At 60.5% G+C, this 26,518-nt stretch carries 28 protein-coding genes and 1 tRNA gene; 13 read left to right on the top strand and 16 right to left on the bottom strand.

Going from position 1 to position 26,518, the window contains the following annotated elements:
* Positions 1-46: 46 nt before the first annotated feature.
* Complete coding sequence (locus tag JTP94_RS05070; RefSeq protein WP_204849441.1) at positions 47-1,246, bottom strand: aspartate aminotransferase family protein; 1,200 nt, start codon at positions 1,244-1,246, stop codon at positions 47-49.
* Positions 1,247-1,671: 425 nt separating this feature from the next.
* Between JTP94_RS05070 and JTP94_RS05065 the strand changes: the two genes are divergently transcribed.
* Positions 1,672-2,205 (top strand): GcrA family cell cycle regulator, encoded by a 534-nt coding sequence (locus tag JTP94_RS05065; protein WP_204849440.1) that lies wholly within the window; start codon positions 1,672-1,674, stop codon positions 2,203-2,205.
* A gap of 89 nt (positions 2,206-2,294) precedes the next feature.
* Here JTP94_RS05065 and phoB read toward each other — a convergent pair whose 3' ends face one another.
* The 7 genes from phoB to phoR all read right to left on the bottom strand — a co-directional run bounded on the left by phoB (position 2,295) and on the right by phoR (position 9,955).
* Positions 2,295-2,978, bottom strand: coding sequence for a phosphate regulon transcriptional regulator PhoB (gene phoB, locus JTP94_RS05060; protein WP_004128368.1), 684 nt, complete (start codon positions 2,976-2,978; stop codon positions 2,295-2,297).
* A 32-nt stretch (positions 2,979-3,010) separates the two neighbouring features.
* Entirely contained in the window at positions 3,011-3,724 is a 714-nt protein-coding gene (phoU, locus tag JTP94_RS05055; RefSeq protein ID WP_034513813.1) for a phosphate signaling complex protein PhoU, read from the bottom strand.
* Between the two features lie 51 nt (positions 3,725-3,775).
* Positions 3,776-4,591: a phosphate ABC transporter ATP-binding protein PstB gene (gene pstB / locus JTP94_RS05050; RefSeq protein WP_204849439.1), complete on the bottom strand. Its 816-nt coding sequence runs from the start codon at positions 4,589-4,591 to the stop codon at positions 3,776-3,778.
* Positions 4,592-4,605: 14 nt separating this feature from the next.
* Positions 4,606-5,940, bottom strand: a complete 1,335-nt coding sequence (gene pstA, locus JTP94_RS05045; RefSeq protein ID WP_204849438.1) for a phosphate ABC transporter permease PstA — start codon at positions 5,938-5,940, stop codon at positions 4,606-4,608.
* A complete protein-coding gene (pstC, locus tag JTP94_RS05040) occupies positions 5,937-7,418 on the bottom strand; it encodes a phosphate ABC transporter permease subunit PstC (RefSeq protein WP_204849437.1) in 1,482 nt (493 codons plus the stop codon). Before pstC ends, pstA begins: the two co-directional genes overlap by 4 nt.
* A gap of 62 nt (positions 7,419-7,480) precedes the next feature.
* Complete coding sequence (locus JTP94_RS05035) at positions 7,481-8,515, bottom strand: substrate-binding domain-containing protein (protein ID WP_204849436.1); 1,035 nt, start codon at positions 8,513-8,515, stop codon at positions 7,481-7,483.
* 186 nt (positions 8,516-8,701) lie between these two features.
* Complete coding sequence (gene phoR, locus JTP94_RS05030) at positions 8,702-9,955, bottom strand: phosphate regulon sensor histidine kinase PhoR (RefSeq protein ID WP_204849435.1); 1,254 nt, start codon at positions 9,953-9,955, stop codon at positions 8,702-8,704.
* Positions 9,956-10,201: 246 nt separating this feature from the next.
* Between phoR and ppk2 the strand changes: the two genes are divergently transcribed.
* Positions 10,202-11,086, top strand: coding sequence for a polyphosphate kinase 2 (gene ppk2, locus JTP94_RS05025; RefSeq protein WP_204849434.1), 885 nt, complete (start codon positions 10,202-10,204; stop codon positions 11,084-11,086).
* A gap of 22 nt (positions 11,087-11,108) precedes the next feature.
* On the opposite strand, the gene JTP94_RS05020 is transcribed toward ppk2, so the two are convergent.
* On the bottom strand, positions 11,109-12,359 hold the full coding sequence (locus JTP94_RS05020) for a hypothetical protein (protein WP_204849433.1): 1,251 nt from the start codon (positions 12,357-12,359) through the stop codon (positions 11,109-11,111).
* 74 nt (positions 12,360-12,433) lie between these two features.
* The gene (locus JTP94_RS05015) at positions 12,434-12,661 is read right to left on the bottom strand and encodes a hypothetical protein (RefSeq protein ID WP_204849432.1); all 228 of its coding nucleotides are present in this window, start codon (positions 12,659-12,661) and stop codon (positions 12,434-12,436) included.
* Between JTP94_RS05015 and JTP94_RS05010 the strand changes: the two genes are divergently transcribed.
* From JTP94_RS05010 to JTP94_RS05000, 3 genes are all read left to right on the top strand, one after another.
* Positions 12,660-13,619: a nitronate monooxygenase family protein gene (locus JTP94_RS05010; RefSeq protein ID WP_204849431.1), complete on the top strand. Its 960-nt coding sequence runs from the start codon at positions 12,660-12,662 to the stop codon at positions 13,617-13,619. The two genes, JTP94_RS05015 and JTP94_RS05010, sit on opposite strands and share 2 nt — an antisense overlap.
* 136 nt (positions 13,620-13,755) lie before the next feature.
* Positions 13,756-13,831, top strand: a tRNA-Thr gene (locus JTP94_RS05005).
* Positions 13,832-14,018: 187 nt separating this feature from the next.
* The gene (locus JTP94_RS05000) at positions 14,019-14,501 is read left to right on the top strand and encodes a hypothetical protein (protein ID WP_204849430.1); all 483 of its coding nucleotides are present in this window, start codon (positions 14,019-14,021) and stop codon (positions 14,499-14,501) included.
* Between the two features lie 60 nt (positions 14,502-14,561).
* On the opposite strand, the gene JTP94_RS04995 is transcribed toward JTP94_RS05000, so the two are convergent.
* Complete coding sequence (locus JTP94_RS04995) at positions 14,562-15,167, bottom strand: class I SAM-dependent methyltransferase (protein WP_204849429.1); 606 nt, start codon at positions 15,165-15,167, stop codon at positions 14,562-14,564.
* 52 nt (positions 15,168-15,219) lie between these two features.
* On the opposite strand from JTP94_RS04995, the gene JTP94_RS04990 reads away from it, so the two are divergent.
* The gene (locus JTP94_RS04990) at positions 15,220-15,723 is read left to right on the top strand and encodes a glycosyltransferase family 2 protein (RefSeq protein ID WP_246754655.1); all 504 of its coding nucleotides are present in this window, start codon (positions 15,220-15,222) and stop codon (positions 15,721-15,723) included.
* A gap of 135 nt (positions 15,724-15,858) precedes the next feature.
* Entirely contained in the window at positions 15,859-16,158 is a 300-nt protein-coding gene (locus JTP94_RS04985) for a putative quinol monooxygenase (protein ID WP_204849428.1), read from the top strand.
* 77 nt (positions 16,159-16,235) lie between these two features.
* On the opposite strand, the gene JTP94_RS04980 is transcribed toward JTP94_RS04985, so the two are convergent.
* The 3 genes from JTP94_RS04980 to JTP94_RS04970 all read right to left on the bottom strand — a co-directional run bounded on the left by JTP94_RS04980 (position 16,236) and on the right by JTP94_RS04970 (position 18,473).
* Positions 16,236-16,607, bottom strand: coding sequence for a hypothetical protein (locus JTP94_RS04980; RefSeq protein ID WP_204849427.1), 372 nt, complete (start codon positions 16,605-16,607; stop codon positions 16,236-16,238).
* A 307-nt stretch (positions 16,608-16,914) separates the two neighbouring features.
* The gene (locus tag JTP94_RS04975; protein ID WP_204849426.1) at positions 16,915-17,142 is read right to left on the bottom strand and encodes a hypothetical protein; all 228 of its coding nucleotides are present in this window, start codon (positions 17,140-17,142) and stop codon (positions 16,915-16,917) included.
* A gap of 104 nt (positions 17,143-17,246) precedes the next feature.
* Entirely contained in the window at positions 17,247-18,473 is a 1,227-nt protein-coding gene (locus JTP94_RS04970; protein ID WP_204849425.1) for a LysR family transcriptional regulator, read from the bottom strand.
* 445 nt (positions 18,474-18,918) lie between these two features.
* Between JTP94_RS04970 and JTP94_RS04965 the strand changes: the two genes are divergently transcribed.
* From JTP94_RS04965 to JTP94_RS04950, 4 genes are all read left to right on the top strand, one after another.
* Positions 18,919-19,827, top strand: a complete 909-nt coding sequence (locus JTP94_RS04965; protein WP_204849424.1) for an ABC transporter substrate-binding protein — start codon at positions 18,919-18,921, stop codon at positions 19,825-19,827.
* Positions 19,828-19,949: 122 nt separating this feature from the next.
* A complete protein-coding gene (locus JTP94_RS04960; RefSeq protein ID WP_204849423.1) occupies positions 19,950-21,116 on the top strand; it encodes an ABC transporter permease in 1,167 nt (388 codons plus the stop codon).
* A gap of 5 nt (positions 21,117-21,121) precedes the next feature.
* Positions 21,122-22,060 (top strand): ABC transporter ATP-binding protein, encoded by a 939-nt coding sequence (locus tag JTP94_RS04955; RefSeq protein WP_246754661.1) that lies wholly within the window; start codon positions 21,122-21,124, stop codon positions 22,058-22,060.
* Positions 22,057-22,806 (top strand): ABC transporter permease, encoded by a 750-nt coding sequence (locus JTP94_RS04950; RefSeq protein WP_204849421.1) that lies wholly within the window; start codon positions 22,057-22,059, stop codon positions 22,804-22,806. Before JTP94_RS04955 ends, JTP94_RS04950 begins: the two co-directional genes overlap by 4 nt.
* Positions 22,807-22,867: 61 nt before the next feature.
* Here JTP94_RS04950 and JTP94_RS04945 read toward each other — a convergent pair whose 3' ends face one another.
* Positions 22,868-23,251 (bottom strand): YciI family protein, encoded by a 384-nt coding sequence (locus JTP94_RS04945; RefSeq protein ID WP_204849420.1) that lies wholly within the window; start codon positions 23,249-23,251, stop codon positions 22,868-22,870.
* A gap of 214 nt (positions 23,252-23,465) precedes the next feature.
* On the opposite strand from JTP94_RS04945, the gene JTP94_RS04940 reads away from it, so the two are divergent.
* On the top strand, positions 23,466-23,861 hold the full coding sequence (locus tag JTP94_RS04940) for a VOC family protein (protein ID WP_204849419.1): 396 nt from the start codon (positions 23,466-23,468) through the stop codon (positions 23,859-23,861).
* Positions 23,862-23,921: 60 nt separating this feature from the next.
* Here the strand turns inward: JTP94_RS04940 and JTP94_RS04935 are convergent, their stop codons facing one another.
* Positions 23,922-24,314 carry a PRC-barrel domain-containing protein gene (locus tag JTP94_RS04935; protein ID WP_204849418.1) on the bottom strand — a complete coding sequence of 131 codons (393 nt, stop codon included), beginning with the start codon at positions 24,312-24,314 and terminating at the stop codon, positions 23,922-23,924.
* Positions 24,315-24,661: 347 nt separating this feature from the next.
* Here JTP94_RS04935 and JTP94_RS04930 point away from each other — a divergent pair, with 347 nt between their 5' ends.
* The gene (locus tag JTP94_RS04930) at positions 24,662-26,359 is read left to right on the top strand and encodes a long-chain fatty acid--CoA ligase (RefSeq protein WP_204849417.1); all 1,698 of its coding nucleotides are present in this window, start codon (positions 24,662-24,664) and stop codon (positions 26,357-26,359) included.
* Positions 26,360-26,518: the final 159 nt, after the last annotated feature.

The following is a 26,518-nucleotide window of genomic DNA, read 5'->3' as shown; positions in this document are numbered from 1 at the left end:
ATAACGCCCGCGTGGGGCAAGAACGCCCCGATTGCGGGCGCTGAATTCAAGCCGATTTCTTGACGCGGGCGGCGCGGGCACGCTCGGCCGCACGCTCGATGCGGGCGAGACCTTCGCGCGCTTCCTCGGCGGTCACGATCAGCGGCGGCAACAGGCGAATGACGTTGTCGCCGGCCGGAACGCCCAGCAGGTGCTCGGCGCGGATCGCCTGCAGCAGTTCCGTCTGCGGGATAGCCGCCTTGATGCCGAGCATTAGGCCTTCGCCGCGGATGTCCTCGATGATATCCGGGAAGCGATCCTTGAGCGAGGCAAGGCCCTGGCGGAAGACCAGCGCAATATCACGCACATGCTCCAGGAAACCATCGGCCAGCACGATGTCGAGCACCGCATTGCCGACCGCCATGGCAAGCGGATTGCCGCCATAGGTCGACCCGTGCGTGCCGGCCTTCATGCCGGAGGCTGCCTCAGCCGTCGCAAGGCATGCGCCGAGCGGAAAACCACCGCCGATGCCCTTGGCGACCGCCATGATATCGGGCTTGATGCCGGCCCATTCATGGGCGAAGAGCTTGCCCGTGCGGCCGACGCCGGACTGGACCTCGTCGAGAACCAGGAGCAGGCCATGCTCATCGCAAATCTGGCGGAGGCCGCGCAGGAATTCGTTGGTCGCCGGGCGGATGCCGCCTTCGCCCTGCACCGGCTCGACCAGGATCGCAGCCGTCGCATCGGTGATTGCGGCGCGAACCGCATCGAGATCGCCGAAAGCCACCTGATCGAAGCCAGGGGCCTTCGGGCCGAAGCCTTCGATATACTTTTCCTGGCCACCGGCGGCGATCGTCGCGATGGTACGGCCGTGGAAGGCACCTTCGAAGGTGATGATATGGAACTTCTCGGGATGCCCCTTGGCAAACTGATAGCGCCGCGCCGTCTTGATGGCGCATTCCAGCGCTTCGGCGCCCGAATTGGTGAAGAACACCTTGTCGGCAAAGGTGACCTCCGTCAGGCGCTTCGACAGCTTCTCCTGGCCGGGCACTTCATAGAGGTTGGACAGGTGCCATACCTTGTCCGCCTGCGCCTTCAATTCCGCCACGAGATGGGGATGCGCATGACCGAGCGAATTAACCGCGACGCCCGCGGCAAAATCGAGATAGCGCTCGCCGCTTTCGGTGATCAGCCAGACGCCCTCGCCTCGCTCGAACCGCAGCGGAGCGCGCATATAGGTATCATAAAGCGGCGCGGTCTCGGCCATGGCCATATCTCCTCGATCACAACCCTAAGGACCAATCGCTTCCTTTCCATGAAACGGGTCCGAAAAAATCAAAAATGCCGCCTTGCGGCGGCGTGGGCACTATTGATGTTTTGCACCGCGATGTCAACAAAACTGGCGATTTAGCAGGTGCGAGAGAAGGCCTGCCGCTGAAAGGGACAGGTTCGTCGGATCATATTGCATAAATGCCACGTCAGGACAGCAAGTTGGGGAAAACCTCGAAATCGATTCCTCAAGATTCCCGCGACTCTTGTCACGGAGTCAGCCTCACACTAGGTTAAAAACCAATTGCTAGACTGCATGCGGCGGAACTAGTCACCACAATTTTAGAGCGTTTCGCGCCTCGAACCTATGCGAGGCAATGGTGAAGGATTCTGCCATCGGAAACGCGACAGCGGAGACAGGGCATGAATTGGACAGACGAACGCGTCGAGAAGCTGAAGAAGCTATGGTCCGAAGGGTTGAGCGCCAGCCAGATAGCGGCGCAGCTGGGCGGTGTCAGCCGTAACGCCGTCATCGGCAAGGTGCACCGCTTGAGCCTACCGGGCCGAGCGAAGGCGGGCGGCACGGCGAACGCGGCCCGAACGCCGAAGCGCGGCGCCTCGGCGCCCCGCGCTTCGAACTACACGTCTCGCGTCGCAACCCGCACGGTTACCCGCCAGCAGGGCGCGACCATGCTCAAGGAAGAGATTGAGGTCGATGCGGTCAACGAGATCCAATATCGTCCGGCTGCCAACGTCGTCGTTCCGATCTCTCGGCGCCTCGTCCTGACCGAGCTGACGGAACGCACCTGCAAATGGCCCGTCGGCGACCCGCTGAAGGACGATTTCCACTTCTGCGGCAACGAGAGCCCGGATGCATCGCCCTATTGCGGCTACCATCAGCGCCTGGCCTACCAGCCGGTGCATGAACGGCGTCGGCCAGCTCAACCGCGCGGCTGAGATGCCCCATAGCTGAGATAAAAGAAACGGGCCGAAAGGCCCGTTTTCTGTTTCCGCCGCTATGTCGATGCCTGAACGGGCTTACCCGCTCAGGCTTCCATGGAGTAGCCCGCGCCGCGAACGGTACGGATGACGTCCTGCATATTGGAGAAATTCAGCGCCTTGCGCAGGCGGCCGACATGCACGTCGACGGTACGTTCGTCGACATAGATATCGTGCCCCCATACGCCGTCGAGCAGCTGCGAACGCGAGAAGACGCGGCCCGGCGAGGACATCAGGAACTCCAGCAGGCGGAATTCCGTAGGTCCCAGCCGCACTTCGCGGCTCTTGCGGTGAACGCGATGGGTCTCGCGATCCAGCTCGATATCGCCACAACGCAATACCGTGGAGAGAACCTCCGGGCGCGCGCGCCGCAGCATCGCCTTGACGCGGGCCATCAGCTCCGGCGTCGAGAACGGCTTGACGACGTAATCGTCCGCGCCGGTGGAAAGGCCGCGCACGCGCTCGCTTTCCTCGCCGCGGGCCGTCAGCATGATGATCGGCAGGCGCTCCGTCTCCGGCCGCATACGCAGCCGGCGGCAGAGCTCGATGCCGGATACACCGGGGAGCATCCAGTCAAGGATCAGAAGATCGGGGATGCGCTCCTGGAGACGCAGCTCGGCTTCATCGCCTCTGAGGATCGTGTCGACCTCGAAGCCCTCAGCCTCGAGATTGTAGCGCAGCAGAACGCTGAGCGCTTCCTCGTCTTCTACAACAGCAACTCTCGGAACCATGCGCCTGTGGTCTCCTTTTCTTCGCTTTCGGATTATTCCGTCACTGCGCCAACGGTGTTGGCGGTATCATCCTTCGGGCGCTCGCCTTCTGGCTGGGCGCCGGTCGCCATGTAGTAGATCGTCTCGGCGATGTTGGTGGCATGGTCGCCGATGCGCTCGATATTCTTGGCGCAGAAGAGAAGATGCGTGCAGGTGGTGATGTTGCGCGGATCTTCCATCATGTAGGTCAGCATCTCGCGGAACAGCGAGGTGTACATCGCGTCGATTTCCTCGTCGCGCTCGCGGATCGACACAGCCTTGTCCGGCGAACGGGTGGTATAGACGTCAAGCACTTCCTTGAGCTGGCTGAGCGCCAGTTCGGAGAGATGTTCGATACCGCGGGCAAGCTTCCGCGGAACGCCCGTGCCCTGCACGGCGATGACGCGCTTAGCGGTATTCTTGCCGAGATCGCCGACACGCTCCAGATCGGAAGCGATACGGATCGAGCCCATGATCTCGCGCAGGTCGGCGGCCATCGGCTGCCGGCGGGCGATGGTGACGATCGCCTTGTCGCCGACTTCACGTTCCGCATGATCGAGGATGACGTCGTCGGAAATGACCTTCTGCGCAAGACCGGTATCGCTTTGGACCAATGCGCGAACGCTGTCGCTGACCATCTGCTCCGCCAGGCCGCCCATTTCCGCAATGCGGCGCGTCAGGAACTTCAGGTCTTCGTCATAGGCAGAGAGAATGTGAGTGGAGACCATTTTTCTATCCTCAAGGTGAACTGTGTGAAAGGAGCCGCGCGCCTGATATCATCAACCAAATCGGCCCATGATGTAATCCTGCGTGCGGAAATCGTCGGGATTGGTGAACATTTTGTCGGTATCGTTCTCCTCAACCAGATGGCCGAGATGAAACATTGCGGTGCGTTGCGAAACGCGGGCTGCCTGCTGCATGGAATGCGTCACGATGACGATGGTGAAGTTTTCCCGCAGCTCATGGATCAGATCCTCGACCTTGGCGGTCGCGATGGGATCGAGCGCCGAACATGGCTCGTCCATCAGGATGACCTCCGGACTGACGGCGACCGCGCGGGCGATGCACAGGCGCTGCTGCTGGCCGCCGGACAGGCTCGTGCCGGCATCATAGAGTCGATCCTTGACCTCGCCCCAGAGACCGGCCTTCTGCAGGCTGGTCTCGACGATATGGTCAAGATCGGCTTTCGAACCATGCAGGCCGTGGATGCGCGGCCCATAGGCGACGTTTTCGTAGATCGACTTCGGAAACGGGTTGGGCTTCTGGAAGACCATGCCGACGCGGGCGCGCAGCTCCACGACATCGATGCTGTTGTCGTAGACATCCTGTTCGTCGAGCGTGATCTTGCCGGTGACGCGGCAGGTCTCGATCGTATCGTTCATGCGGTTGAGGCAGCGCAGGAAAGTGGACTTGCCGCAACCTGACGGGCCGATCAGCGCCGTGACCGTATTGGCGCGGATATTCAGGTTGACATCGAAGAGCGCGCGCTTGTCGCCGTAAAAGACCGAAACGTCCTGGCCGATCACCTTGTAGGGGATCGTCATCATCTTCTTGGCCAATGCTCTTTCGCCTGCCGCTTCCGTCATCATGTTCATTCGATGGCCCTCCCCTACCAGCGCCGTTCGAAGCGGCGGCGCAGCAGGATCGCGCCGATATTCATCGCAACGAGGAAGAAGAGCAGAACGATAATGGCCCCGGAAGTTCGCTCGACAAAGGCACGCTCGGCTTCGCTCGCCCACATGTAGATCTGCACCGGCAGTGCCGTCGAAGGATCGAGCGGCGAGGCCGGATAGTTGGCGACGAAGGCGACCATGCCGATCAAAAGCAGCGGCGCCGTCTCGCCGAGTGCATGCGCCAGCCCGAGGATGGTGCCTGTGAGGATACCGGGCATGGCGAGCGGGAGCACATGATGGAAGACCATCTGCATGCGCGACGCACCGAGGCCGAGTGCCGCGCTGCGGATCGACGGGGGAACCGCGCGCAGTGCCGAGCGCGTGGCGATGATGATCATCGGCAGCGTCATCAGGCTGAGCACCAGCCCGCCGACCAGCGAGGCCGAACGCGGCAGCCCCATCATGTTGATGAAGACCGAAAGGCCGAGCAGGCCGTAGACGATCGAGGGCACCGCCGCGAGATTGTTGATGTTGACCTCGATCAGATCCGTCAGCCGGTTCTTCGGCGCGAATTCCTCCAGATAGATCGAGGCGGCGACACCGACGGGCAAAGCCAGGACGAGGACGGTCAGCATCAGATAGAGCGAGCCGATCAACGCGACACCAAGACCCGCGGCCTCGGGGCGGCTCGAATTGCCCGACAGGAAGAGACCGCTGTTGAAGGCTTCGCGCAGCGCGCCGCTGGTGGTAAGCTGCTTCATCCAGCCGAGCTGCCGATCGGAGACCTTGCGATCCTTCTCGTCAGCCGTCAGGTCGATCTGCCCCTTGTTGGCGGAGTCGATGTTGGCGCTCGCAAGGAACGTCACATTCCCAGTCGTTCCGATGATCGAGGGATCGGCCATGATCTTGTCGCGCAGCGCAATCCGCGCACTGTCCGACACCATTGTCGTTGCCTCACGCACGAGTACGCGGTCGGAAGGATCGATGCCCAACGCCTTCACCAGCGCATCGCGCATAAGGACCGGATAGTTGGCTGATATCAGCACCTTTGGATCACTGGCGCGCTTGCCGGTGGGGTCGATGACTTTCTCGGTGAACTCGATCGGCAGAGTGATCGAGGTCTGCACGAAGGCGGTATAGCCGTTGCGGACCACGGTCGAGACCAGAGTGAGCAGGAAGACGAGGCCGAAGACAACCGCGGCGATGCCGAAGGCACGAAAGCGGCGCTCGGCGGCATAGCGCCGCTTGATGCCGATATCACGCCGCGCCGAGGCGCCGGACGTAAGCCCGCGTGGAATATTCTGTGACGGGGAGGATACGATGTCGCTCATTCGTACTGCTCCCTGTAGCGGCGGACGATGTAGAGGGCGTAGACGTTCAGGCAGAGCGTCAGGCAAAACAAGGTTATGCCGAGCGCGAAGGCGACCAGTGTCTGCGGCGAGGTGAACTCCAGGTCGCCGGTCAACTGGTTGACGATTTTCACGGTAACCGTCGTCATGGGTTCGAAGGGATCGAACTGCATGCGAGCCGCGACACCGGCGGCGAGCACGACGATCATCGTTTCGCCGATTGCCCGTGAGGCGGTCATCAGCAGCGCGCCGACGATGCCTGGAAGTGCCGCCGGCAGCAAAACGCGCTTGACCGTTTCCGAGCGGGTGGCGCCAAGACCGAGCGAGCCATCGCGCAGCGACCGCGGCACGGCCATGATGATATCGTCTGATAGCGAGGAGACGTAGGGAATGAGCATGACGCCCATGACGAAGCCCGCCGTCAGGACGCTCTGCGCCTCGATGAAACTTGTATAGCTTCCCGTTAGCAGGCCATCGATCTCCGCCGAGATGTCTCTCAGGAACGGCCCGACCGTGACGAGGGCAAAGAAGCCGTAGACGATCGTGGGAATGCCGGCCAGCACTTCGAGCATGGGCTTGGCGATCGAGCGCACGCGGACCGAAGCATACTCGGCCATGTAGATGGCGGCGAACAAGCCGATGGGCACGGCGAATAACATGGCGACCAAGCCGATATAGATCGTGCCGGCCAGCAAGGGTATCAAGCCGAAGGTCCCTGATGTCTGCGAACCGGCACCGGCAAAGCGCGGATCCCAGACAGTGCCGAAGAAGAACTCGTTGGCAGGCACCATGCTGAAGAAACGCACCGCCTCGGAAAGCATCGAAAAGGCGATCCCGACCGTCGTCAGCACCGCAATGGAGGAGGCGACGATCAGGGCGCCGAGGATGACCTGCTCGACGCGGTTGCGGGCGCGAAAACGCGGGGCTATGGCGCGCAAGCCATAAACCGCGCAAAGCAATGACAGGAGGATCGCCGATGCGGACATCACCATCCGGCTGACTTCGCGCATGCCGTTGTATTTATTGGCGGCATCGATCATGTAACCGGTAGGACGAACCGCGAGCGGGACGCCTTTCTGCGCCAGAAGCAACTGGAGATCGGCCGAGCCCCCGTCAACCGCGGCGAGTTCCTGGCCATTGAGCAGGCGCATGCCGTGGGCGATGCTGCGCACCATGCCGTAGCTGAGATTGAGCTCCGCCTGCGGAAGGGTTCTCACCTCTTCCGGAAAGGACTTGACCACCAGGCGATCGATCACGATCGGGCTGACGATCAGCCAGATACAGACGAGCGCCAGGGCCGGCAGCACAGCCCAGATCGCGGCGTAGGCGCCATGATAGCCGAGCCGGGAATGCATCGACGAAGACCTGCCGCCTGATAGCGCAGTCGCCCTCACGCGCCCGAGCACGAAGGCAAGGGCACCAATGACCGACAGGCACAACAACAGCAGCGATACGCTCATTCCCACTCCCCGGCGGACGCCGATGCGGATCAAACCCGCACCGGCGCATGGTCTCTATGCACTTACATGATCTTCCCGCCGGCGAAGTCCTTGCGGATCTGGTCACGCTCGCCATCCGGAGCGGGCACGAGGCCATATTCCGCCAGCGGGCTGTCCGGTCCGATCATCTGATCGCTCGTGAAGAAATCGACATATTCCTTGAGGCCCGGAATGACGCCCAGATGTGCCTTCTTGACGTAGAAGAACAGCGGACGCGACACCGGATAGGTGCCATCGGCGATCGTCTGGCCCGACGGCACGATGCCGCTGACGGTAGCGACCTTCAGCTTGTCGGCATTGTTCTGGTAGAAATACAGGCCGAAAACGCCGATGCCGTGCTTGTTGGCATTGATACGGGCCAGCGTCTCGGGATAGTCGCCATCGATATCGACTGCGACGCCATCCTTGCGCACAGCGACGCATTTCTTGACTTGCTGGCCGGCATCCGAAACCGCTGCCTTGATCACGTCGACCGCGGCGGAAGCCTTGCAGCCGGCGGCAAGCACCCGCTCCTCGAAGACTTCCCGCGTGCCATGCTTCTCGCCCGGAATATAGGCTGATATCTCGAAAGCCGGCAGCGACGGATTGATCTCCGACCACTTCTTGTAGGGGTTGGCAACCAGCTTGCCGTCAACGACCACTTCGGCAGCAAGCGCCTTGTAGAGATCGATCGGCTCGAACTTGATGTCCGGATTGCTCTTGTCGAAGGCAAAGACGATGCCGTCGTAGCCGATCTTGATCTGCTGGATATCGGCGACGCCGGCAGCCTTGCAGGCCTGGATTTCACTGTCCTTGATCGGGCGCGATGAATTGGCGATGTCGATGGAATCCGTTCCGACGCCCTTGCAGAATTCCTTGAGGCCGGCCCCGGAGCCACCCGACTCGACCACAGGCGTCTTGAAATTGGTAAAGGTCTCGCCGAAGCTTTCGGCAACGATCTTGGCATACGGGAATACGGTGGATGAGCCAGCGATCTGAATCTGATCGCGAGCCGCGGCCGTGCCTGCAAAGGCAACCGATGCAACCAGTGCAAGAATAGACAATTTCAAAGCATTCATAATGAATCCCCCTGACGAGCTCTGAAGAGCGCTGTAACGGATGCCACATCCGCCTGGTTCAGCATCACTTTCTTAGCGGCCAAAGCACCGCCCTTTTATGTCAGGCAAGTGAAACAATTATGACAGGTCATCTCTTTGAAATTCATGGGATAAATCGCGCCAAAAATATGCGATTCGCGGGGGCTTTTAGAAACGGACAGTAAAGTCCGTTCCCTTCCCGACTTCCGACTTGACGATCAATCTGGCGCGGTGCCGGGTCAGAATGTGCTTGACGATGGCAAGCCCGAGGCCCGTTCCCTTCTTGGAGCGGCTGTCCTCGACATTGACGCGATAGAACCGCTCGGTCAGGCGCGGTACATGTTCTGCGGGAATTCCCGGCCCGCTGTCGGACACGACGACCTCAACGGCCTGACCCGGCTCGTTCAGCAGAGTAACCTCAACCGCCTTGCCTTCCTGGCCGTATTTGCAGGCATTCTCCATCAGATTTTCAAAGACCTGCACCAGCTCGTCGCGGTCGCCCAGCACCTCCACCTTGCTCGCCGGCATGTGCAGATTGATCGTCACGTTGAGATCGCCGGCAAGTGGCAGCAGCGAGTCGCGTACATGGCCGAGCAACGGGACGAGATCGACCTTCTGATCCGGGGCGATATGCGATTTCAGCTCCAGCCGAGACAGCGACAGGAGATCGTCGACCAGCCGGCTCATGCGCGTCGTCTGGTCGAGCATGATGCCGAGGAAGCGCTGCTGTGCCTTAGCATCCGATTTGGCCGGCCCCTGGATGGTTTCGATGAACCCCCGCAGCGAGGCAAGCGGCGTGCGCAGCTCATGGCTGGCATTGGCGACGAAATCGGAGCGCATGCGATCGATGTGACGCAGCTCCGATATGTCGCGAAACGACAGCAGGAAGAAGCCGGCCTCGATATCGGCTTCCGGCAGCTCGACCGGCGCGATGCGCACGACATAGACGCGCTCCGAGGGTAGGCGCTCGGAATGCTCGATCTGGTTCGGCGTGTTGGTGGTGATGGTTTCGCGCACCATGTCGAGCAGGCCGGGGGAGCGCAGCTTCGAAGAGATATGCGCCCCTATGGGGAAGGCGCCGAAGGCCTTTTCGACGGCCGCGTTCTGCACCAGTACGGATGCCTCGCGATCGATGATCAGCACCGGGATGTCGAGCGCAGCCAATCCCGCAAAAACCATGCGCAGCACAACGTCCGGATCGATCGGCTCAGGTTCCGTCCGCGACGGCACGACGACCCGCTCCACCAGCGGAGGCCGGATCAACGCGACGATCATGACTATGGCCCAGATCCAGAAGACGGCGCCGGTATTGATGCCCTCGATGAGCGCAAGTGCGGCGATCAGCGTCGCCAGAATCAGGATAGCGCGCTCCTGCCGCAACCGCAGCGCCAGTCTCCTGACAAATGACCATTCGTCTTCCAAGTGCGCACGTCCCTTCGCCTGCCGTCACGGAATGCTGGACCCCGCCTCTTAGCCGGGATTCATGACAGAAGTATTCGGCTCTATCCACAGAAGCCGGCAACTGACCATAATAAATGTAGCCGGCAAAGGAGGAAAAATGCAAAGGGCTTGAAACCATTGAATAAAAGCTCCAATTTGCCCGAAGAGCTTTTTATCGTACGCAAGCGACATGTTTAACAGAGCGTAAAGAGCCGAGGAGCCGGACATATGGGAGAAGAAGAAGCGAAGAGCCGCGTGGTGGAGCTGGATATCCACGGCACAAAACGCATATTCGATGTCGATGATCCCGTGCTGCCAGGCTGGATCGACGACGAGGCGCTGACCTCGGGCGGATATCCTTACAAGAAGAAGCTCAAGGAAGAGGACTATCTGGAAGAGCTGGAGACGCTGCAGATCGAACTCATCAAGGTGCAGTTCTGGCTGCAGGCGACGGGCAAGCGGGTGATGGCCCTGTTCGAGGGGCGCGATGCCGCGGGCAAGGGAGGCTCGATCGCCGCAACCTCGGCGCATATGAACCCTCGCCTGGCCCGCGTCGTGGCGCTCACCAAACCGACGGACCGCGAGGCGGGGCAATGGTATTTCCAGCGCTATGTCGCCCAGTTCCCGACTTCGGGCGAGTTCGTCCTCTTCGACCGCTCCTGGTACAACCGTGCCGGTGTCGAACCGGTCATGGGCTTCTGCACCCCGAAGCAGTACGAGCAGTTCCTGAAGCAGGCGCCGCAGATGGAAAAGCTCATCGTTCAGGATGGCATCTCCTTCTTCAAATTCTATCTCGATATCGGCAGGGAGATGCAATTGAAGCGTTTCCACGACCGGTGCCACGATCCCCGCGCCGTCTGGAAGCTTTCCTCCATGGATATAGCCGCCCTACCGAAATGGAAGGACTACGGCGAAAAGCGCGACCGCATGCTGAAGGATACGCATACCGATTATGCACCATGGACGGTCATCCGCGCCAACGACAAGCGTCGCGCTCGTCTGAACCTCATCCGTCACATCCTGCTGACGCTCGACTATGACGACAAGGACAAGAAGGCCATCGGCGAAATCGACGGAAAGATCCTCGGCGCGGGGTCGGACGTTCTCAAATAGATAGAGAAAGGGCTGCCCGGCCCTATTGTCCGGGCAGCACGCGGATAGCGTAGACGTTGATGCCGCGGGACTTGCCGTCGACGTCGCTGTTGATGATCAGGCGGCCGGGGCTTGTCGGCGCCAGAGAGCGATCGTAACGGACCTGGAACAGCGCATCCGTCTTCTGGCGGCTGACCGTGAAGCGATGGCGTCCACAGTTGCCGAGCGAGCCGAAATCGCATTCGACGGTAATCTGCGTCGGTGTGTCCGAGGTGGACTGCAACGTCAGTGCGATCGTCGACGGTTTGCCCGCCATCTGCTGCAGCACATTAACAGGCACCTGGACCGAGGCGGCGCCATCCGAGCCGCTGCTGAGAGAGGTCAGCCGCACGGCCGGCCCCTCGTTTTCCGAAACATTTTCCGCCTTTGCCTGCGCGCCGGCAGTGACCTTCGACGCTTCCGTCGGCTTCAGTATCGCGACCCACTCTTCAGAAAAGCTGTTCTGCGGGTCGATGGTCGCCAGCCCTGGGTTGGCAGGGCCGCTGTTGTCCTCATCGTCCGACGTATCTTCGTCGCTGTTGCTGCCGCTGAAATCCTGCGAATCGACATGGGCCGGCGGATTGCGGACACTCGTGTCTCTCTGCGCCGCCGACATGAACACGCCCGAAGTCTTGATCCACCAGGCTCCCATGCCGAGGAAGGCGAGCAGAATACAGAACACCAGCAGGCGCGAGAAGAACTTGCGCGGCTTGCGGCGAACGGCAGCTCGCTCCGGCTTGAAATTCATCGTACGCGCGGCTGCCGGTGCGGCTGCGGTCGCCGGCCGTATATCGCTATCGGCGCCAAGATGATCGGCAGGGCCTGCGCGCATATCACCGAAATCACCGGCCGATGCCGGGGGCTCGCTTGCCTCGGATTCGACCGGAGAAGACGCGGGGGCAGAAAGCGGCGGGTCTCGGGTTTCGCCGCGCACACTCATGACCGGCTCTTGCCGCTGTGCCGGCTGCGCGGCCGCCGGCGTCGGTATGCTCGGGGCAACATGCGGGGCATCAAGCTCCGGCGAAACCGAGACCTCCTCTGCCGGGCGCATGCGCTCCTCGGCCTCGATCTGCCGGATCGTCGCCTCCAGCCGCTGACGCTGGGCGGAGACGACATTGATATCGGTAATATCCTGCTTGCGGAGGCCGGCTTCCAAAGCCTGCCGCGCCGACTGATAGATGCGAGCCCGGATTTCCGGATTGGCGCGATCGGACCGCTCCAACGCGCTTCTAATAGCCGTTTCTAATCCGCTCACATCAGGTCCTTTACTCTCACTCGCAACATACCTGCATACTCTACCGACAAGACGGCCATAATCTTTATCATTCGTTAACCGGATTCGGTAACGCCCTGCCCGGCAATACGCAAGCCTTCGACCAAAGCCACGCGCACTCGGGCGGGGATAAACGTCAAAGACGACGCAATTGCGATGGCCAAAGGGCTGATCCGACAGGGATGTGGCCTTCGACGGGGTTTGGCATCTGCGCCCTTCCCACCGGTTTGGACATCTGCTATTTCTTTGACGTTTTCGTAAACGTCAAAGTGGATGATGTTCATGGCCCTTCCCTCCATCCTGACCGAGCGCCTACGGCTGCCGGTCGTGGCCTCACCCCTCTTCATCATCTCGCATCCGGCGCTGACGCTGGCGCAATGCAAGGCCGGCGTGGTCGGATCCTTTCCAGCCTTGAATGCGCGCCCGGAAAGCCAGCTCGACGAATGGCTGGCGATGATCACCGAGGATCTTGCCGCACATAATGCCGCAAACCCCGAACGGCCGGCGGTTCCATTTGCGGTCAATCAGATCGTCCATACGTCAAACAAACGGTTGGAACACGATCTGATGCTTTGCGTGAAATACAAGGTGCCGATCGTCATCTCCTCGCTCGGCGCCGTGCCCGAGGTCAATGCGGCCGTGCATTCCTATGGCGGCATCGTGCTGCACGATATCATCAACAACCGGCATGCCAACTCGGCTATCCGCAAGGGCGCGGACGGGCTGATCGCGGTCGCCGCCGGTGCCGGCGGCCATGCCGGCCAGCTCTCACCCTTTGCGCTCGTCCAGGAAATCCGCGAATGGTTCGACGGGCCGCTGCTGCTCGCCGGCGCCATCGCCAGCGGCGGTGCCATTCTGGCAGCCCAGGCCGTTGGCGCCGATATGGCCTATATCGGCTCGCCCTTCATCGCCACGGAAGAGGCGCGCGCTGCCGATGCCTACAAGCAGGCAATCGTCGACGGGGCCGCCGCCGATATCGTCTATTCCAACTACTTCACCGGCATCCACGGCAACTACCTGAAACCTTCCATCCTCGCCGCCGGGATGGATCCGGACAAGCTGCCTGAAGCCGACCCCTCGAAGATGGATTTCGAGGCGGCCACGACCGGCGTCAAGGCCTGGAAGGACATCTGGGGCTCCGGCCAGGGCATCGGCGCGGTCAAGGCCATCCAGCCCGTTGCGGCGCTGGTGGACAGGCTCGAGGCGGAATATCGTCAGGCGCGTGCACGGCTGGCGCTTTGAACAGGCTGGAAGCGGGCTGTTTTCTCACAGGCTTTTCGCTTTTTTGCGAAATGGCAATTTGGACGCTTGAAATCTGGCCGTATAGACTGTATCAGCGCCATGCAAATCGCGGGGCCGAACCAAACGCCCCTTGAATGCCGCTTTAGCTCAGGTGGTAGAGCACATCATTCGTAATGATGGGGTCGCAGGTTCGAGTCCTGCAAGCGGCACCATTTTTCCAGGCACTACTCTTTCCACACATTGCTACAGGCGTTCCCAGGTGTCTGTTTCCCTATTTCGTGGCTGCGATATCGCGATCCGAAGCGGCCAATTTAGGGACCGAAGAGAGTCAAGAACAAGATGGGCTGCACTCGACTTATCGAACGTGCAAGCTAATGATGGCTGCCATCGGAGGCCTCTATGAATCTCATGAACGCAATCGCCGTCACCGCTTATCTGGCAGCCACCGGGATGGCATTGGCAGCTCCCGCAGAGAAGCCAATGCATCTGCTCTGCAAGGGCGACGGTATTGATAACCTATACGTTCACCTGAATTCCAAAAAGCAGTTCGGCCACGTCCTTAGTTGCGTCAGCGGCCCATTCATCGCTGACATGACTCCTTGCGCGCCCAACGGTGGATACGGTCTGTCAGCTCCCACCGGATCAGCGGCTCTCGTCGGTATCGTCATGCGCCAGCAGGAATATCAACGCCATCTTGGCGGCGTCACCGGCTTCACCTGGCAAGGAGACGACGTAACCTTTACCGGAGGTTTTATGGGCTCGAACGGCCTGCAAACATCTTGGACTTTGAAGCTCGATCCGGAAGGCAATGCGGTCGTTCGTGATAAGGAAGGCTCGATACCTTATAAGTGCAAGCCGTACAGACCCGATGCTTCCAAGTAAGCCTCTTCGGAATCACCGCCTGCAGCTACAATCAGTTCGGCAAGCCTGGATGAGCCGCACTCAGAGCCGTTTCAGCGAAAACGAAAAGTGACCCTGGGATTCCACAGTCATGTATTCGAACTGCCAATGGAAATCCTTGCAGAACTTGGTGCAGGCTTCGACCACGCCATAGGGGATAGCATCGACGACGTTGCCGGTGCAGAAGTCGTGACCGGCAATGCGCCCATCCTGCTTCACCTTGAAGTGGCTGATCGACAGCTCTTCCCATGTCGTCTCGAAACTATGATTGGTATCGATATAGACCCAGTCGAAGAAGCCGTTGGGAAATTCCGCCAGCCTTACCGTCGAATAGCCTTGAACGATATGCAGGCGGCCGTTTTCCAGCGCCCCTTTGAACGTCGCCTTGATCTGCTCCAGACCATCCTGGTAACGGGGCGTATCCCATGCATCGATCAGGTAGAGCTCCCGTGGCGCATTCTTTTGAAGGATCTCTCCGGTAAAGTCGCCAAAGGCGGCGCCGACTTCCGCGCATATGCCTCCATGCGGCAACCTGTGAAGAAGTTCGCCACGATCGGGCAGCAGCCGGGCATTTTCCGTATGGTGCAGGCTGAGTTGCGTATGCGGCATGCCGCCCTTGTAGTGAAATCTTGAGTCGCGCGTGTTCATGTGGACGTACCTTCGACGTTGACTTCAGCCGGGGCCGCAGAGACGGTCCGCTTTGAAAACCATGGATGCGCAAATTCTTGGCATTCATGGCTTGCGTCAGGCATTCGAGGCTGCCGGTGCCACGCACGATGCCCATGGCTGCAACATAATTCTTCGTTTGCAGCCGCTCCTAGACAATCGTGTCTATTTCGATGAAGCCTTGCCGCATTATGCCTGGCAGGAAGACGTCGATCTGTGCCGGAGGCTGCGTCCATATGGCAAGATCGTCAAGTTCAATCGGCTGCGCGGCGTCCATCTCGGGGTCAAAGTCGGGCGCACATCCGGCACGCGTCTTGGATATTCCCAGGTCGCCAATCCGCTTTACCTTGTGAAAAAACGCTCCGTGTCGTTGAAGTGGGCGCTCAAGCTGATGGGCGGCAACGTTGCCTCGAATATCGTCGGCGCGGTCAATCCACCACCCTATATCGACCGGCGTGGCCGCCTGCAGGGCAATCTCATCGCATTCGGACATCTGCTCAGCGGATCACTCGATCCCAAGAACATCGACCGCATGTGAACGCTGAGCCGAACGGTGATTGGAAGTCACGCGTTCGGACGTCATCTTTTTGTGATAGTGGTCGAAACCGGTCGCGGAATCGGCGGCATCCGGTATTTTTCACCGGCATCATCCTATCGTTTCAAGGACATCATCATGATCCACGTTCTCGCCATCCTCACCGCCCTGCCCGGCAAGCGGGCCGAAGTGCTCGAAGCCTTCCAGGCGAACGTTCCGGCTGTTCACGCAGAAGACGGCTGCATCGAATACACGGCTGTCGTCGATGTCGACGGCGCCGATCCGGCATTCGGGCCTGATACATTCGTCGTCGTCGAAAAATGGGCGAGCATGGACGCGCTGAAGGTGCATGCCGCTGCAGCGCATATGGCAGCCTATGGCGACAAAGTGAAACACCTCATGGCTGACCGCGCCGTCCATGTGCTGAACCCGGCATGAGCTTATGACGCCGGACAGCCGGTGATCTGTCAAGAAACGGCGTCGGAAGACGCCGTTTTGCGTATCGGCAGGGATGCTCAGTTATGAGAGAAATGCGGCTGGTTGCGCCATCTGTGCCAACCACCGCCGCCATGCCAGCCACCGCCATGCCAGCCATGACGATACCCGCCGCCATACCATCTATGGCCGCCATACCCGCCACGATAGTAATGACTATTCCAGCCATAGAATGCGAAGGGCACGTAGGGCTGATAGTAGTCATCATAATAATAATAAGGGCGGTAGTAGGAATAAGGCCGATAGTAATAGGGGCGATAGTAATGGTGGTGGTAACGATGGACGATCACCGTATGGTGGTGATGCCCGCGGTGATGTGGGCGCGCTTCAACATGGGTTGCGGGCAGAATGATCACGCCAAGCGCAACGAGCGCTGTTGCCAGAATTTTCATTTCCAGCCTCCTTGGATGCCGGACGCTGACGCGGCTCGAATCATCCGCGCTTATCCAGACCAATAAACTAAACGCGGTTGCGCTCCGATGGTTCCAAATCACCCGGAGATGGCGGGTATTTTCAAGAGGTTCCGGCCTCACCTTGCCTGGCAAGCGGGCCGGACACGTTCGTCGTCGAGAAGCCGGCAAGCATGGGGCCACGCCGCTCATGCTCTAAACCCAGCCTGATCCTGCCACGGACGGACATCGGTAACTTCAATAAGAAACGGCGCCAGAAGGCGCCGTTTTGCATGTCGGGTGCTTATCGTCAGTTGTGCGAAAAATGCGGCTGGTTATGGTGCCGCTTATCCCAGCGATGATGGTAGGGGCGGTCGTTACGCATATCATGATGGCGATCCCAACCATGGTCAGGGCGGTGATGTTGGACGACCACCGGGCGATGATGATGCCAGCGATGATAATCTTGAGCTTCGGCATAAGTTGCGGGCAAAGCGACAATGCCCAGCGCGACGAGCGCTGTTGCCAGAATTTTCATTTTTAATCTCCTTGGGTGCCGAACGAGATCCGGGGGGCTTATGATTTCCGTACGTCCGGACTAACGTAACCTTCTTAAACGCAAAGGTGGTACGATGGTTCCACCTATCCGCGGGATGGCAGATATTTTCCGGATGTTTCTACGTCAGCCACCAGTTCGCGAACGGCCTGGTGGATCAGGCGGCATGCCTCGATCGACGCTTTGCGGCCATTGTGGGCGAGATGATAGGACAATGGCAGGATCTGATCGGGATCGACGATCCTCACCTTGTCGGCGATCGGAAGTGCGCTGACGCGGCCAAGGAACGAGACGTAGCCGTGATTGGCCACGAGGTCGACGATGACGGGCAGGGAATCGGCCGAGGTGATGTCGCGGCCGCGAAACCGGCGCCGGTCGCGGCTATCATAGCCGAAGGCCGTTGCGGCATTGCCGATGCCGGTGCGCGAACTCGGCACGCAGAGCGGATGATTTTCCACCAGCGCGGCCACCGTCTGCTCCTTGCTGTCAGGCGGTGCGATCGCCACCATGTCGGTCGCCACAAGCTCCATGTGCTCGAAGGCATCGAGGCCGAAAACAGAATCGACGATGGCGACATCGATGCGACCGAACCGGAGCGCCTCGCGCAGGTCGTCCGCCGTCATAAGCATCAGTGACAGCATGTTGCGGTTGCCGCCGATGTTCCAGCGCGACACGAGGCTTGCAAGCGAACGCGCGACCCAGCTTTCCGAGCCTGTCGGGATAATTGACCCGATGCGGACGGCACGGGCGGTCCGCTGAAACCGCTCATCCGCCGCGGCCTTCATCTCGTCCCAGGCCTGGGCGATGCCGGCGAGGATGGCATGGACCTCCTGGCCGGCCTCGGTCAGCACCGAGCCTTGCGCCTGCCGCTCGAACAGACGGCAGCCAAACAGCTCCTCCAGATTGGCGATCTGCAATGAGAGTTGGGGCTGCCCCAGCCGCAGGCGGCGGGCGGCGCGATTGATGCTGCCCTGATCGGCGACTTCGAGGAATCGCTCGATGGTGGCGATCTTCAGCGACAGACGTGCCGCCCATTGCGCATAATCATCAGGCGCAGGCGGCTCCTTCATCCGGGCCGAAAGCTGGCGGATTCCGGCAAGAATGGGCTGGAGCCCCTTCTGGACCTTCGAGCTGGCAAGCAGGGTTGCGAGCTCACCGGATGCCCGCTCGACGAGCTTCATGGCCAGCTCCGTTTCCAGGCGGCGGAGCGCACTGGAAACGGTCGACGCCGAAAACGAGAGCCGACGCGCGGTTTCCCTGACGGAGCCGACCGAGAACACCATGTCGGCTATGAACAATGCCCCGAGATACAAGCCCTTCTTCCTTCCACGCCAAGCGCGCGCCCTGCTGCGGCCGTAGGACCGCCTATGATATCCCGACGATATGATGTGTTCTTGAAAAAAGATATCCCTAAGCACAAGGGCGACCGCTATCGTTTCTTCGTCGCCTAACTGGTCCAGCCACGAAAATGAGATCGGAACAGCGTCAAACGGGTAAGGGGAACAAAAACAAACGCACTTGCCCCCGAAAAAAGAAATCCAATTTCGCGCGAATGTCGAGTACGCTCGTCATAATCGCGCGACTGCTGCGGGAAACCGAAGCGACATCGTTTTTCTCGATGAGCGCTAATTGCCCGCAGCAGCCAGAAATTCGCTTGTGGGTCATCGGCTCACACGAACACTTGTGTGTCCGGACAGTGGCTTTGAGGCGGCGCGGGCCTGCAAAACAAAGATTTAACGGGGTACAAAGGGAAACATCATGTTCAAGAATCTTGCACTTGCCGCCACGCTGACGGCCTTCCTCGCCAGCGGTGCCAGCGCCGCCGACGTCGTCGTCTCCTCCAAGATCGACACCGAAGGCACCCTGCTCGGCAACATCATCCTCGCCACGCTCAATGCCAACGGCATCAAGGCGCAGGACCGCATCGCGCTCGGCACGACGCCGGTCGTGCGCAAGGCGATCACCGCCGGCGAGATCGACATCTATGCCGAGTATACCGGCAATGCCGGCTTCTTCTTCAACAAGGCCGACGATGCGGCCTGGAAGAACCTGCAGCAGGGCTACGATCTCGCCAAGAAGCTGGACTATGACGCCAACAAGATCGTCTGGCTGACGCCTTCGCCCGCCAACAACACCTGGGCGATCGCCGTGCGCAGCGATGTCGCCGGCCCGGCAAAACTGAAGACCATGTCCGATTTCGGCAAGTGGGTTGCCGGCGGCGGTCCCGTGAAGATCGCGGCATCCTCCGAGTTCGTCAATTCGCCGGCGGCCCTGCCGGCATTCCAGACGACCTACGCCTTCCAGCTCAAGCCCGACCAGGAAGTCGTGCTCTCCGGCGGCGATACGGCGGCGACGATCAAGGCGGCAGCCGACCAGACCAACGGCGTCAACACTGCCATGGTCTATGGCACCGACGGCGCCATCGAGGCGGCCGAACTGACGGTTCTCGAAGACGACAAGAGCGTTCAGCCGGTCTACGCGCCGACGCCGATCATCCGCGAGGCCGTGCTCAAGGCCAATCCGAAGATCGAAGAGGTTCTGGCTCCGGTCTTCAAGGGCCTGACCGCCGACGTGCTGCGCAAGCTGAACGGCCGCATCCAGGTTGATGGCGAGCCGGCCAAGGCCGTCGCCGAATCCTACCTCAAGGACAATGGCTTCCTGAAGTAGGGCTTCGCCGCTGATCTCGCGGCTCCGTTTTGATAAAGTGGAGCCGCGGGACATTAAAATGGGCATGATCTTGTCCGAAACCGCCTCATTTTTTGGGCTCATGCGCTGACGGAGCTTGCCTTATGGAAGATGCGCTAGCGGTCCGCAGAGTGGACCGTCTCGGAGTGGTGCTGGTGGCGGGCGGCGCGCTGGCGGCGGCCTTGATGCCGTTCATCATCGTCAAGGCAAACCGCATCGCCGCCGGCAAGCCGCAGTTGCTCACGCAGCTTCTTGGCCAGCCGGCCACAATGGTCCTGCTTGCCCTTCTCGTGGCCGCCGCCCTCGCCGTGCTTTTCCTGCGCAATCAGTTTCTTCGCCTCGGCATCGGCACCCTTGCGATCGCCATGCTCATCGTCACGCTCGGGCTTGTTTCGACGGCGGCAACGCCGACGGGAAGCACCGTGGCGCGCATTACGCCCGGCGGCTCCTTCTGGGTGCTGCTGGCCGTTGTGGGGTTGATGATCTCGGATGCGCTGGTGAAGCTTCGGCTGACGCCCTGGCTTAGGGTCGCCGCGCTGGCGCTCTATGCCGCCCTGCTCGCCGCCGTTCTGCGCTCCGGCCTGCTCGATAATCTGTCGATCATGAAGGAATATGGCAATAACGCCGACAAATTCTGGCGCGAGGCGCTCGGCCACATGTTTTTGTCTCTCGGTTCCGTCGCCATCGCCATCGTGCTCGCCCTGCCGCTCGGCATCTTCTGCTTTTGGCAGCCGCGCCTGCGCGCCGTGGTATTGCGGGCGCTGAGCCTGGTGCAGACCATTCCAAGCCTGGCGCTGTTCGGCATCCTGATGCTGCCGCTCGGCTATATCGCCGCCCATGTTCCCTTCGCCGCCGCGATCGGCATCCAGGGCATCGGCGTGGCGCCGGCGCTGGTGGCACTGGTGATCTATTCCTTATTGCCGATCGTCGCCAACACCGTCGTCGGCCTTGCCGGCGTCGACCCCTCCGTGCGCGATTCCGCCGCCGGCATGGGTTTGACGCGAAGGCAGATCCTGACGGGCATCGACCTGCCGCTCGCCTTTCCGGTCATCCTCACCGGCATCCGCATCGTGCTGGTGCAGGCGATCGGCCTCGTCACCGTCGCGGCCCTGATCGGCGGCGGCGGCTTCGGCATTTTCATCTTCCAGGGCATCGGCCAGACGGCCAATGACCTGGTGCTGCTCGGCGCCGTGCCGACGGTCTTTCTCGCCTTCTCATCGGCCGTCATCCTCGATGCGGTCATCGACAGCATCCGGGGACAACGCGCATGACCGCCATGATCGAGCTAAAAGGCGTGACCAAACGCTACGGCAGCGCCACTGTGGTCGACAATGTCAGCATGAGCATGGAGAAGGGCACGATCACCGTCATCGTCGGCACGTCCGGTTCCGGCAAGTCGACGCTGATGCGGATGATCAACCGTCTCGTGCCGATCTCCGAGGGCCATATCTCTGTTGGCGGTGAGGATATCATGAGCGTGCCGGCGACGGAGCTGCGCCGCCGCATCGGCTATGCCATCCAGGGCCACGGGCTGTTTCCCCACCGCACCGTCGCACAGAATATCGCCACCGTCCCCGAGCTGCTTGGTTGGGACAAGACGCGTATCGACCAGCGCGTCGAAGAACTCCTTAATCTCTTCCATCTCGATCCTGGCACCTTCGCCGCCAAATATCCGAGCCAGCTCTCCGGCGGCCAGCAGCAGCGCGTCGGCGTCGCCCGCGCGCTTGCCGCCGAGCCGGAATTGCTGCTGATGGACGAGCCCTTCGGCGCGCTCGATCCGGTCATCCGCGGCAAGGCGCAGGACGACCTGCTGGCAATCCAGAAACAGTTCGGCACAACCGTCATTCTCGTGACCCACGATATGGACGAGGCCTTCCATCTCGGCAACAAGATCGCTGTCATGAGCGGTGGCAAGCTGCTGCAATGTTCCGAGCCCGAGAAGATCCTGACGGAGCCGGCCGATCCCTTCGTGCAGCAATTGACCGGCACGTCCGACCGCGCGTTGAAGCTGATGTCGTTGCTGCCGCTGAAGGAGAGCATGCAGCCTCTCAGGCCCGGTCTCGGCTACAGCCTGCCGCAAACGCTTAATCTGCGTGACGCGCTGGCCGAACTGATCTGGCAGGGTGCCGACGAGGCTTCGGTCGAGGACGAGAGCAAGGTGCCCGTCGGTTCGATCTCGATCCAGCATCTGATAGAGCTGGGCCGCAAAGCATGAAACTTCTCGCCGCCAATCTCTTCCGCCTCCTGGCGCTGGCACTGCTGCTGGTGTTGCTGTTCCGTCCGGAATGGCTGACGCCGATCCTGGCGCCGCTGACAAAATTCGGGGCGTCGCCGATCTATACGCAGAACAGTCTGCCGAGCCTTGCCCTCAGCCATCTCGAGCTGATCGTTATCTCGATCGGCGCGAGCGGCATCCTGGCGGTGCTCGGCGGCATCTTCGTCACGCGACCGGTCGGCGCCGACTTCCTGCCGCTTTCGCGGGCGATCGCCAATGCCGGCCAGACCTTTCCGCCGGTTGCCGTGCTGGCGCTCGCCATTTCCACCACCGGCTTCGGCGCGGTCCCGACATTGATCGCGCTTTTCCTCTATGCGCTGTTGCCGATCTTCGAGAACACCGTCGCCGGTTTGCAGCAGGTGCCGGCCTCCGTGCTCGATGCCGCCGACGGCATGGGTATGAATGGCTGGCAGCGGCTGTTCCGCGTCGAGCTGCCACTTGCCCTGCCGCTGATCATCGAAGGACTGAAGATCGCGACCGTCATCAATATCGGCACGGCGACGATCGGCTCCACCGTCGCCGCCAAGGGCCTCGGCGAGGTCATCATCGCCGGGCTGATCAACGACAACACCGCCTTCATCCTACAAGGCGGCCTGATCGTCGGCCTGATGGCGGTGCTGATCTATGACGGCATGGAACTGATCGAACATTCGATAACCCGCAAGATCGGCCTGCAGCCGCACTGAGATCGGAAAGCATTGCCGTTTCAGGCAGTGGGCGCAGCCATCAAGGGTGCCGAAGACGTTGCTAATCCTCCTCGCGCGCGCTCAATGGAGCTCCGGGCAGGTAAAGCGAGATCGGTCTGATCTCATAGACTGCGGTCGGATTGGCGCGACGCAGGTCACGCGCCAGTCCGACGGCCGCGTCGAGCGTCGGAAAGTCGACGACATAAAAGCCGAGCAACTGCTCCTTGGTCTCGGCAAAGGGACCGTCGATGACCATGCCGGCGCCCTTCCCCCGCAAGGTCACGGCGCGCTGCGTCTGACCAAGGCGCGCCGCCGGCCCGAGCGACTTCTCCTTGACGAGACGATCATTGATTTGGAGCAGCTCGGCCATGAGCGCCGCATCCTCCTCCTCGCTCCAGGATTCCACGACGCCCTCTTCGTGATAGGCCAGGATAGCGTAGTACATAGGTTCCCCCTTCGAACATCAGTCGGCTTCGGCCGATCGGGCCGTTTGCCTGAATGCTCGGAGTGTAAGCAGACTGACCGAAATTCAGAAGCCCCGGAGCGCGTCTTAATCTCAATAGTTGAATGTTGGCGTGGCACCACTCCGACGCACTTGTCTTGTCCGACGGCCGGTGGCATTGGCTTGGAGGATGCTCAGATGATCTATGGAGGCGCCGATGGCCAAGATGATTCACTCGATGATCCGCGTGCTCGACGAGGCACGTTCGGTCGATTTCTACAAAAAGGCATTCGGGCTCGAGGTCGCCGACCGCGTCGACTTCCCGACCTTCACGCTCATCTATCTCAGCAATGCCGAGACCGGTTTCGAGCTGGAATTGACAGTCAACCAGGGCCGCAACGAGCCTTACACGCTCGGTGAAGCCTATGGCCACCTTGCCGTCTCGGTCGAAGAGTTGAGAGAGGAACATGCGCGCATGGCCACACTCGGGCTTAATCCCGGCAAGATCGTCGAACTCAATCGCGATGGGAAGCTTTTCGCCCTGCTCTTCTTCGTCACCGACCCCGACGGTTATAAGATCGAGGTCGTGCAAAGACACGGGCGGTTTCTATAAAGCCGCACAAGCCAAAGCCCCGCGCCGGCGGGGCTCATGTGACCGGATCTGCAGGCGTACTTACATCCAATAGGGCGGCACGCCAAAATAATCATGGCTCTTATGGACATGATCCTTATGGTCGTGTTCGTCCTTGCTCGCGAAGCGGCGCGCTTTCTCGATGTCATTCTTGGTCATGCTGACGCGATAGCCGTCGATACGAGCATCATAGCGCAGCTTTTCCCAAGGCAACCGGTAGTGATCCTGACCGATGCCGAAAAAGCCGCCGAAACTCAGAATGACAAAAGCGATGCGTCCATCGCTTTTTTCAAGCATCAGACGCTCGATATGACCAATCTGCCTGCCGTCCGAACCGAATACCTTGGATCCCTCGACCCGGTCGCAAGCGACCAGCATCGACATGTCCTTGACGTAGAGGTCACGGCCAGAGATTTCGGCACTCTCATTATGCATATGCGCACCTCCTTTTGGATACGCGTCACATAAACTTTGGAGCGTCCGATCTGCTCATTAAGGGCAACACGATGCTCCCATGGGTATGCTTCAACGGCCCTATTAACGCTCCGTTACCGCAAAAGTTCCAGCATTTTTTTCAAAACTGTAAAAAAACGTGAGCGCACGGTAATTATTGACGTTTACGTCAAGGTTATTGTAGCTTTCATTGGGCTCAAATGATTTAGTTGAGAGCGAAAGCTGCGTCGATATGAAAAGCGGGAGACTTTTCCGTCGCGCAGTGACACTTTACATAACCGCCGCGCAAGCGGCGGGGCTGGTTATGATGCGTAGAGGAGGAAGTGCGCATGAATTCAGTCTCCGCTCCTTCGGATAGACCGCAAGTCAAAAAAATATGGCTTGCCTCCTATCCGGACATCGTACCGGCCGAGCTGCCGCCGCTGGAGCATGCATCACTCGTCGCGCTGCTGGAGGAAAGCTGCGCGCGCTACGCCGACCGGCTCGCCTTCACCAGCATGGGCAAATCGATCACCTATCGCGACCTCGGCACGCAAACGCGCAAGATCGCCGCCTGGCTGCAAAGCCTCGGCCTTCAGAAGGGCGATCGTGTTGCCGTGATGATGCCGAACGTGCTGCAAAATCCGGTCACCACCTACGGCATACTTCGCGCCGGCCTCGTCGTCGTCAACGTCAATCCGCTCTATACGCCGCGTGAACTCGAGCACCAGCTGCGCGATTGCGGCGCCAAGGCGATCTTCGTCCTGGAGAATTTCGCCCATACGGTGGAGCAGGTTCTGGCGCATACGGATGTTCGCCACGTCGTCGTCACCTCTCTCGGCGACATGCTGGGCGTGAAGGGCCATATCGTCAATTTCATCGTCCGCAAGGTGAAGAAGCTGGTGCCGGCCTGGTCCATCCCCGGCCATCGCAATTTCAAGGCCGTGATCGCCGAAGGCGCGCGCCTGCCGCTGAAACCTTCCGAACTCTCCGGCAGCGACATCGCTTTCCTGCAATATACCGGCGGCACGACCGGCGTTGCCAAGGGTGCGATACTGACGCATTCCAATCTGCTAGCCAACCAGCTGCAATTGCTGCTCTGGCTGCAGTCCGCCTATATCAACAAGCCGCGGCCCGAGCAGCTGACCTTCGTCTGCGCGCTGCCGCTCTATCACATCTTCGCATTGACGGTGAACTCGCTGATGGGCATGTCGATCGGCGGCCATAACGTGCTGGTTGCCAACCCGCGCGATATACCGGGCTTCATCAAGGAGCTGGGCAAATACAAGTTCGACATGTTCCCCGGCCTGAACACGTTGTTCAACGCACTGATGAACAATCCCGAATTCACCAAGCTCGACCTGTCGAACACTGCGACGTTGGCCGGTGGCATGGCGGTGCAGCGGCCTGTGGCCGAGCGCTGGCAGAAGATGACGGGCGCCTGGATCACCGAAGGCTACGGCCTTTCCGAGACGTCGCCGGTCGCGAGCGCCAACCGCTTCGACAGCTCCGAATTCTCCGGAACGATCGGCCTGCCGATCACGGGCACCGATTTCGATATTCGCGACGAAAGCGGCAATTCGCTGCCGCTCGGCGAGGTCGGTGAAATCTGCATCCGTGGACCGCAGGTCATGGCCGGCTACTGGAAGCAGCCGGCGGAAACCGCGCGGGTGATGACATCGGACGGCTTCTTCCGCAGCGGCGACATGGGCTTCATGGACGAGCGCGGCTATACGAAGATCGTCGACCGCAAGAAGGACATGATCCTGGTCTCGGGCTTCAACGTCTATCCGAACGAGATCGAGGAGGTCGCCGTGATGCATCCGGGCGTTCTCGAGGCGGCGGCGGTCGGTGTCCCGGACCCGCATTCCGGCGAGGCCGTGAAGCTCTTCATCGTCAAGAAGGACCCGGCGCTGACCGAGGCTGATGTCAGAGCGCATTGCGCTGCCAACCTCACCAACTACAAGCGCCCGCGCTTCATCGAATTCCGTGCGGAGCTGCCGAAATCGAATGTCGGCAAGATCCTGCGCAAGGAGTTGCGCGGCTGATATAATTCCATGCCATTCAGGAGGCCGCTCGCCTTTGCCGGCGAGCGGCCTTTTTTCGTTTTTGGATGATACGTGAACTTGATTTGCGCCCTACATAGGGAATAGTTTTCGCGACCAAACTCAAAGCGCCCGGCCCGTCTGACGGCAAGCGGCGCGAAC

It is taken from the genome of Martinezella lusitana, from assembly GCF_016901135.1.
Classification (GTDB): Bacteria; Pseudomonadota; Alphaproteobacteria; order Rhizobiales; family Rhizobiaceae; genus Rhizobium; species Rhizobium lusitanum_D.
Note: the sequence above shows the minus strand (reverse complement) of the source record. Positions and strands in the feature narration are given on the sequence as shown.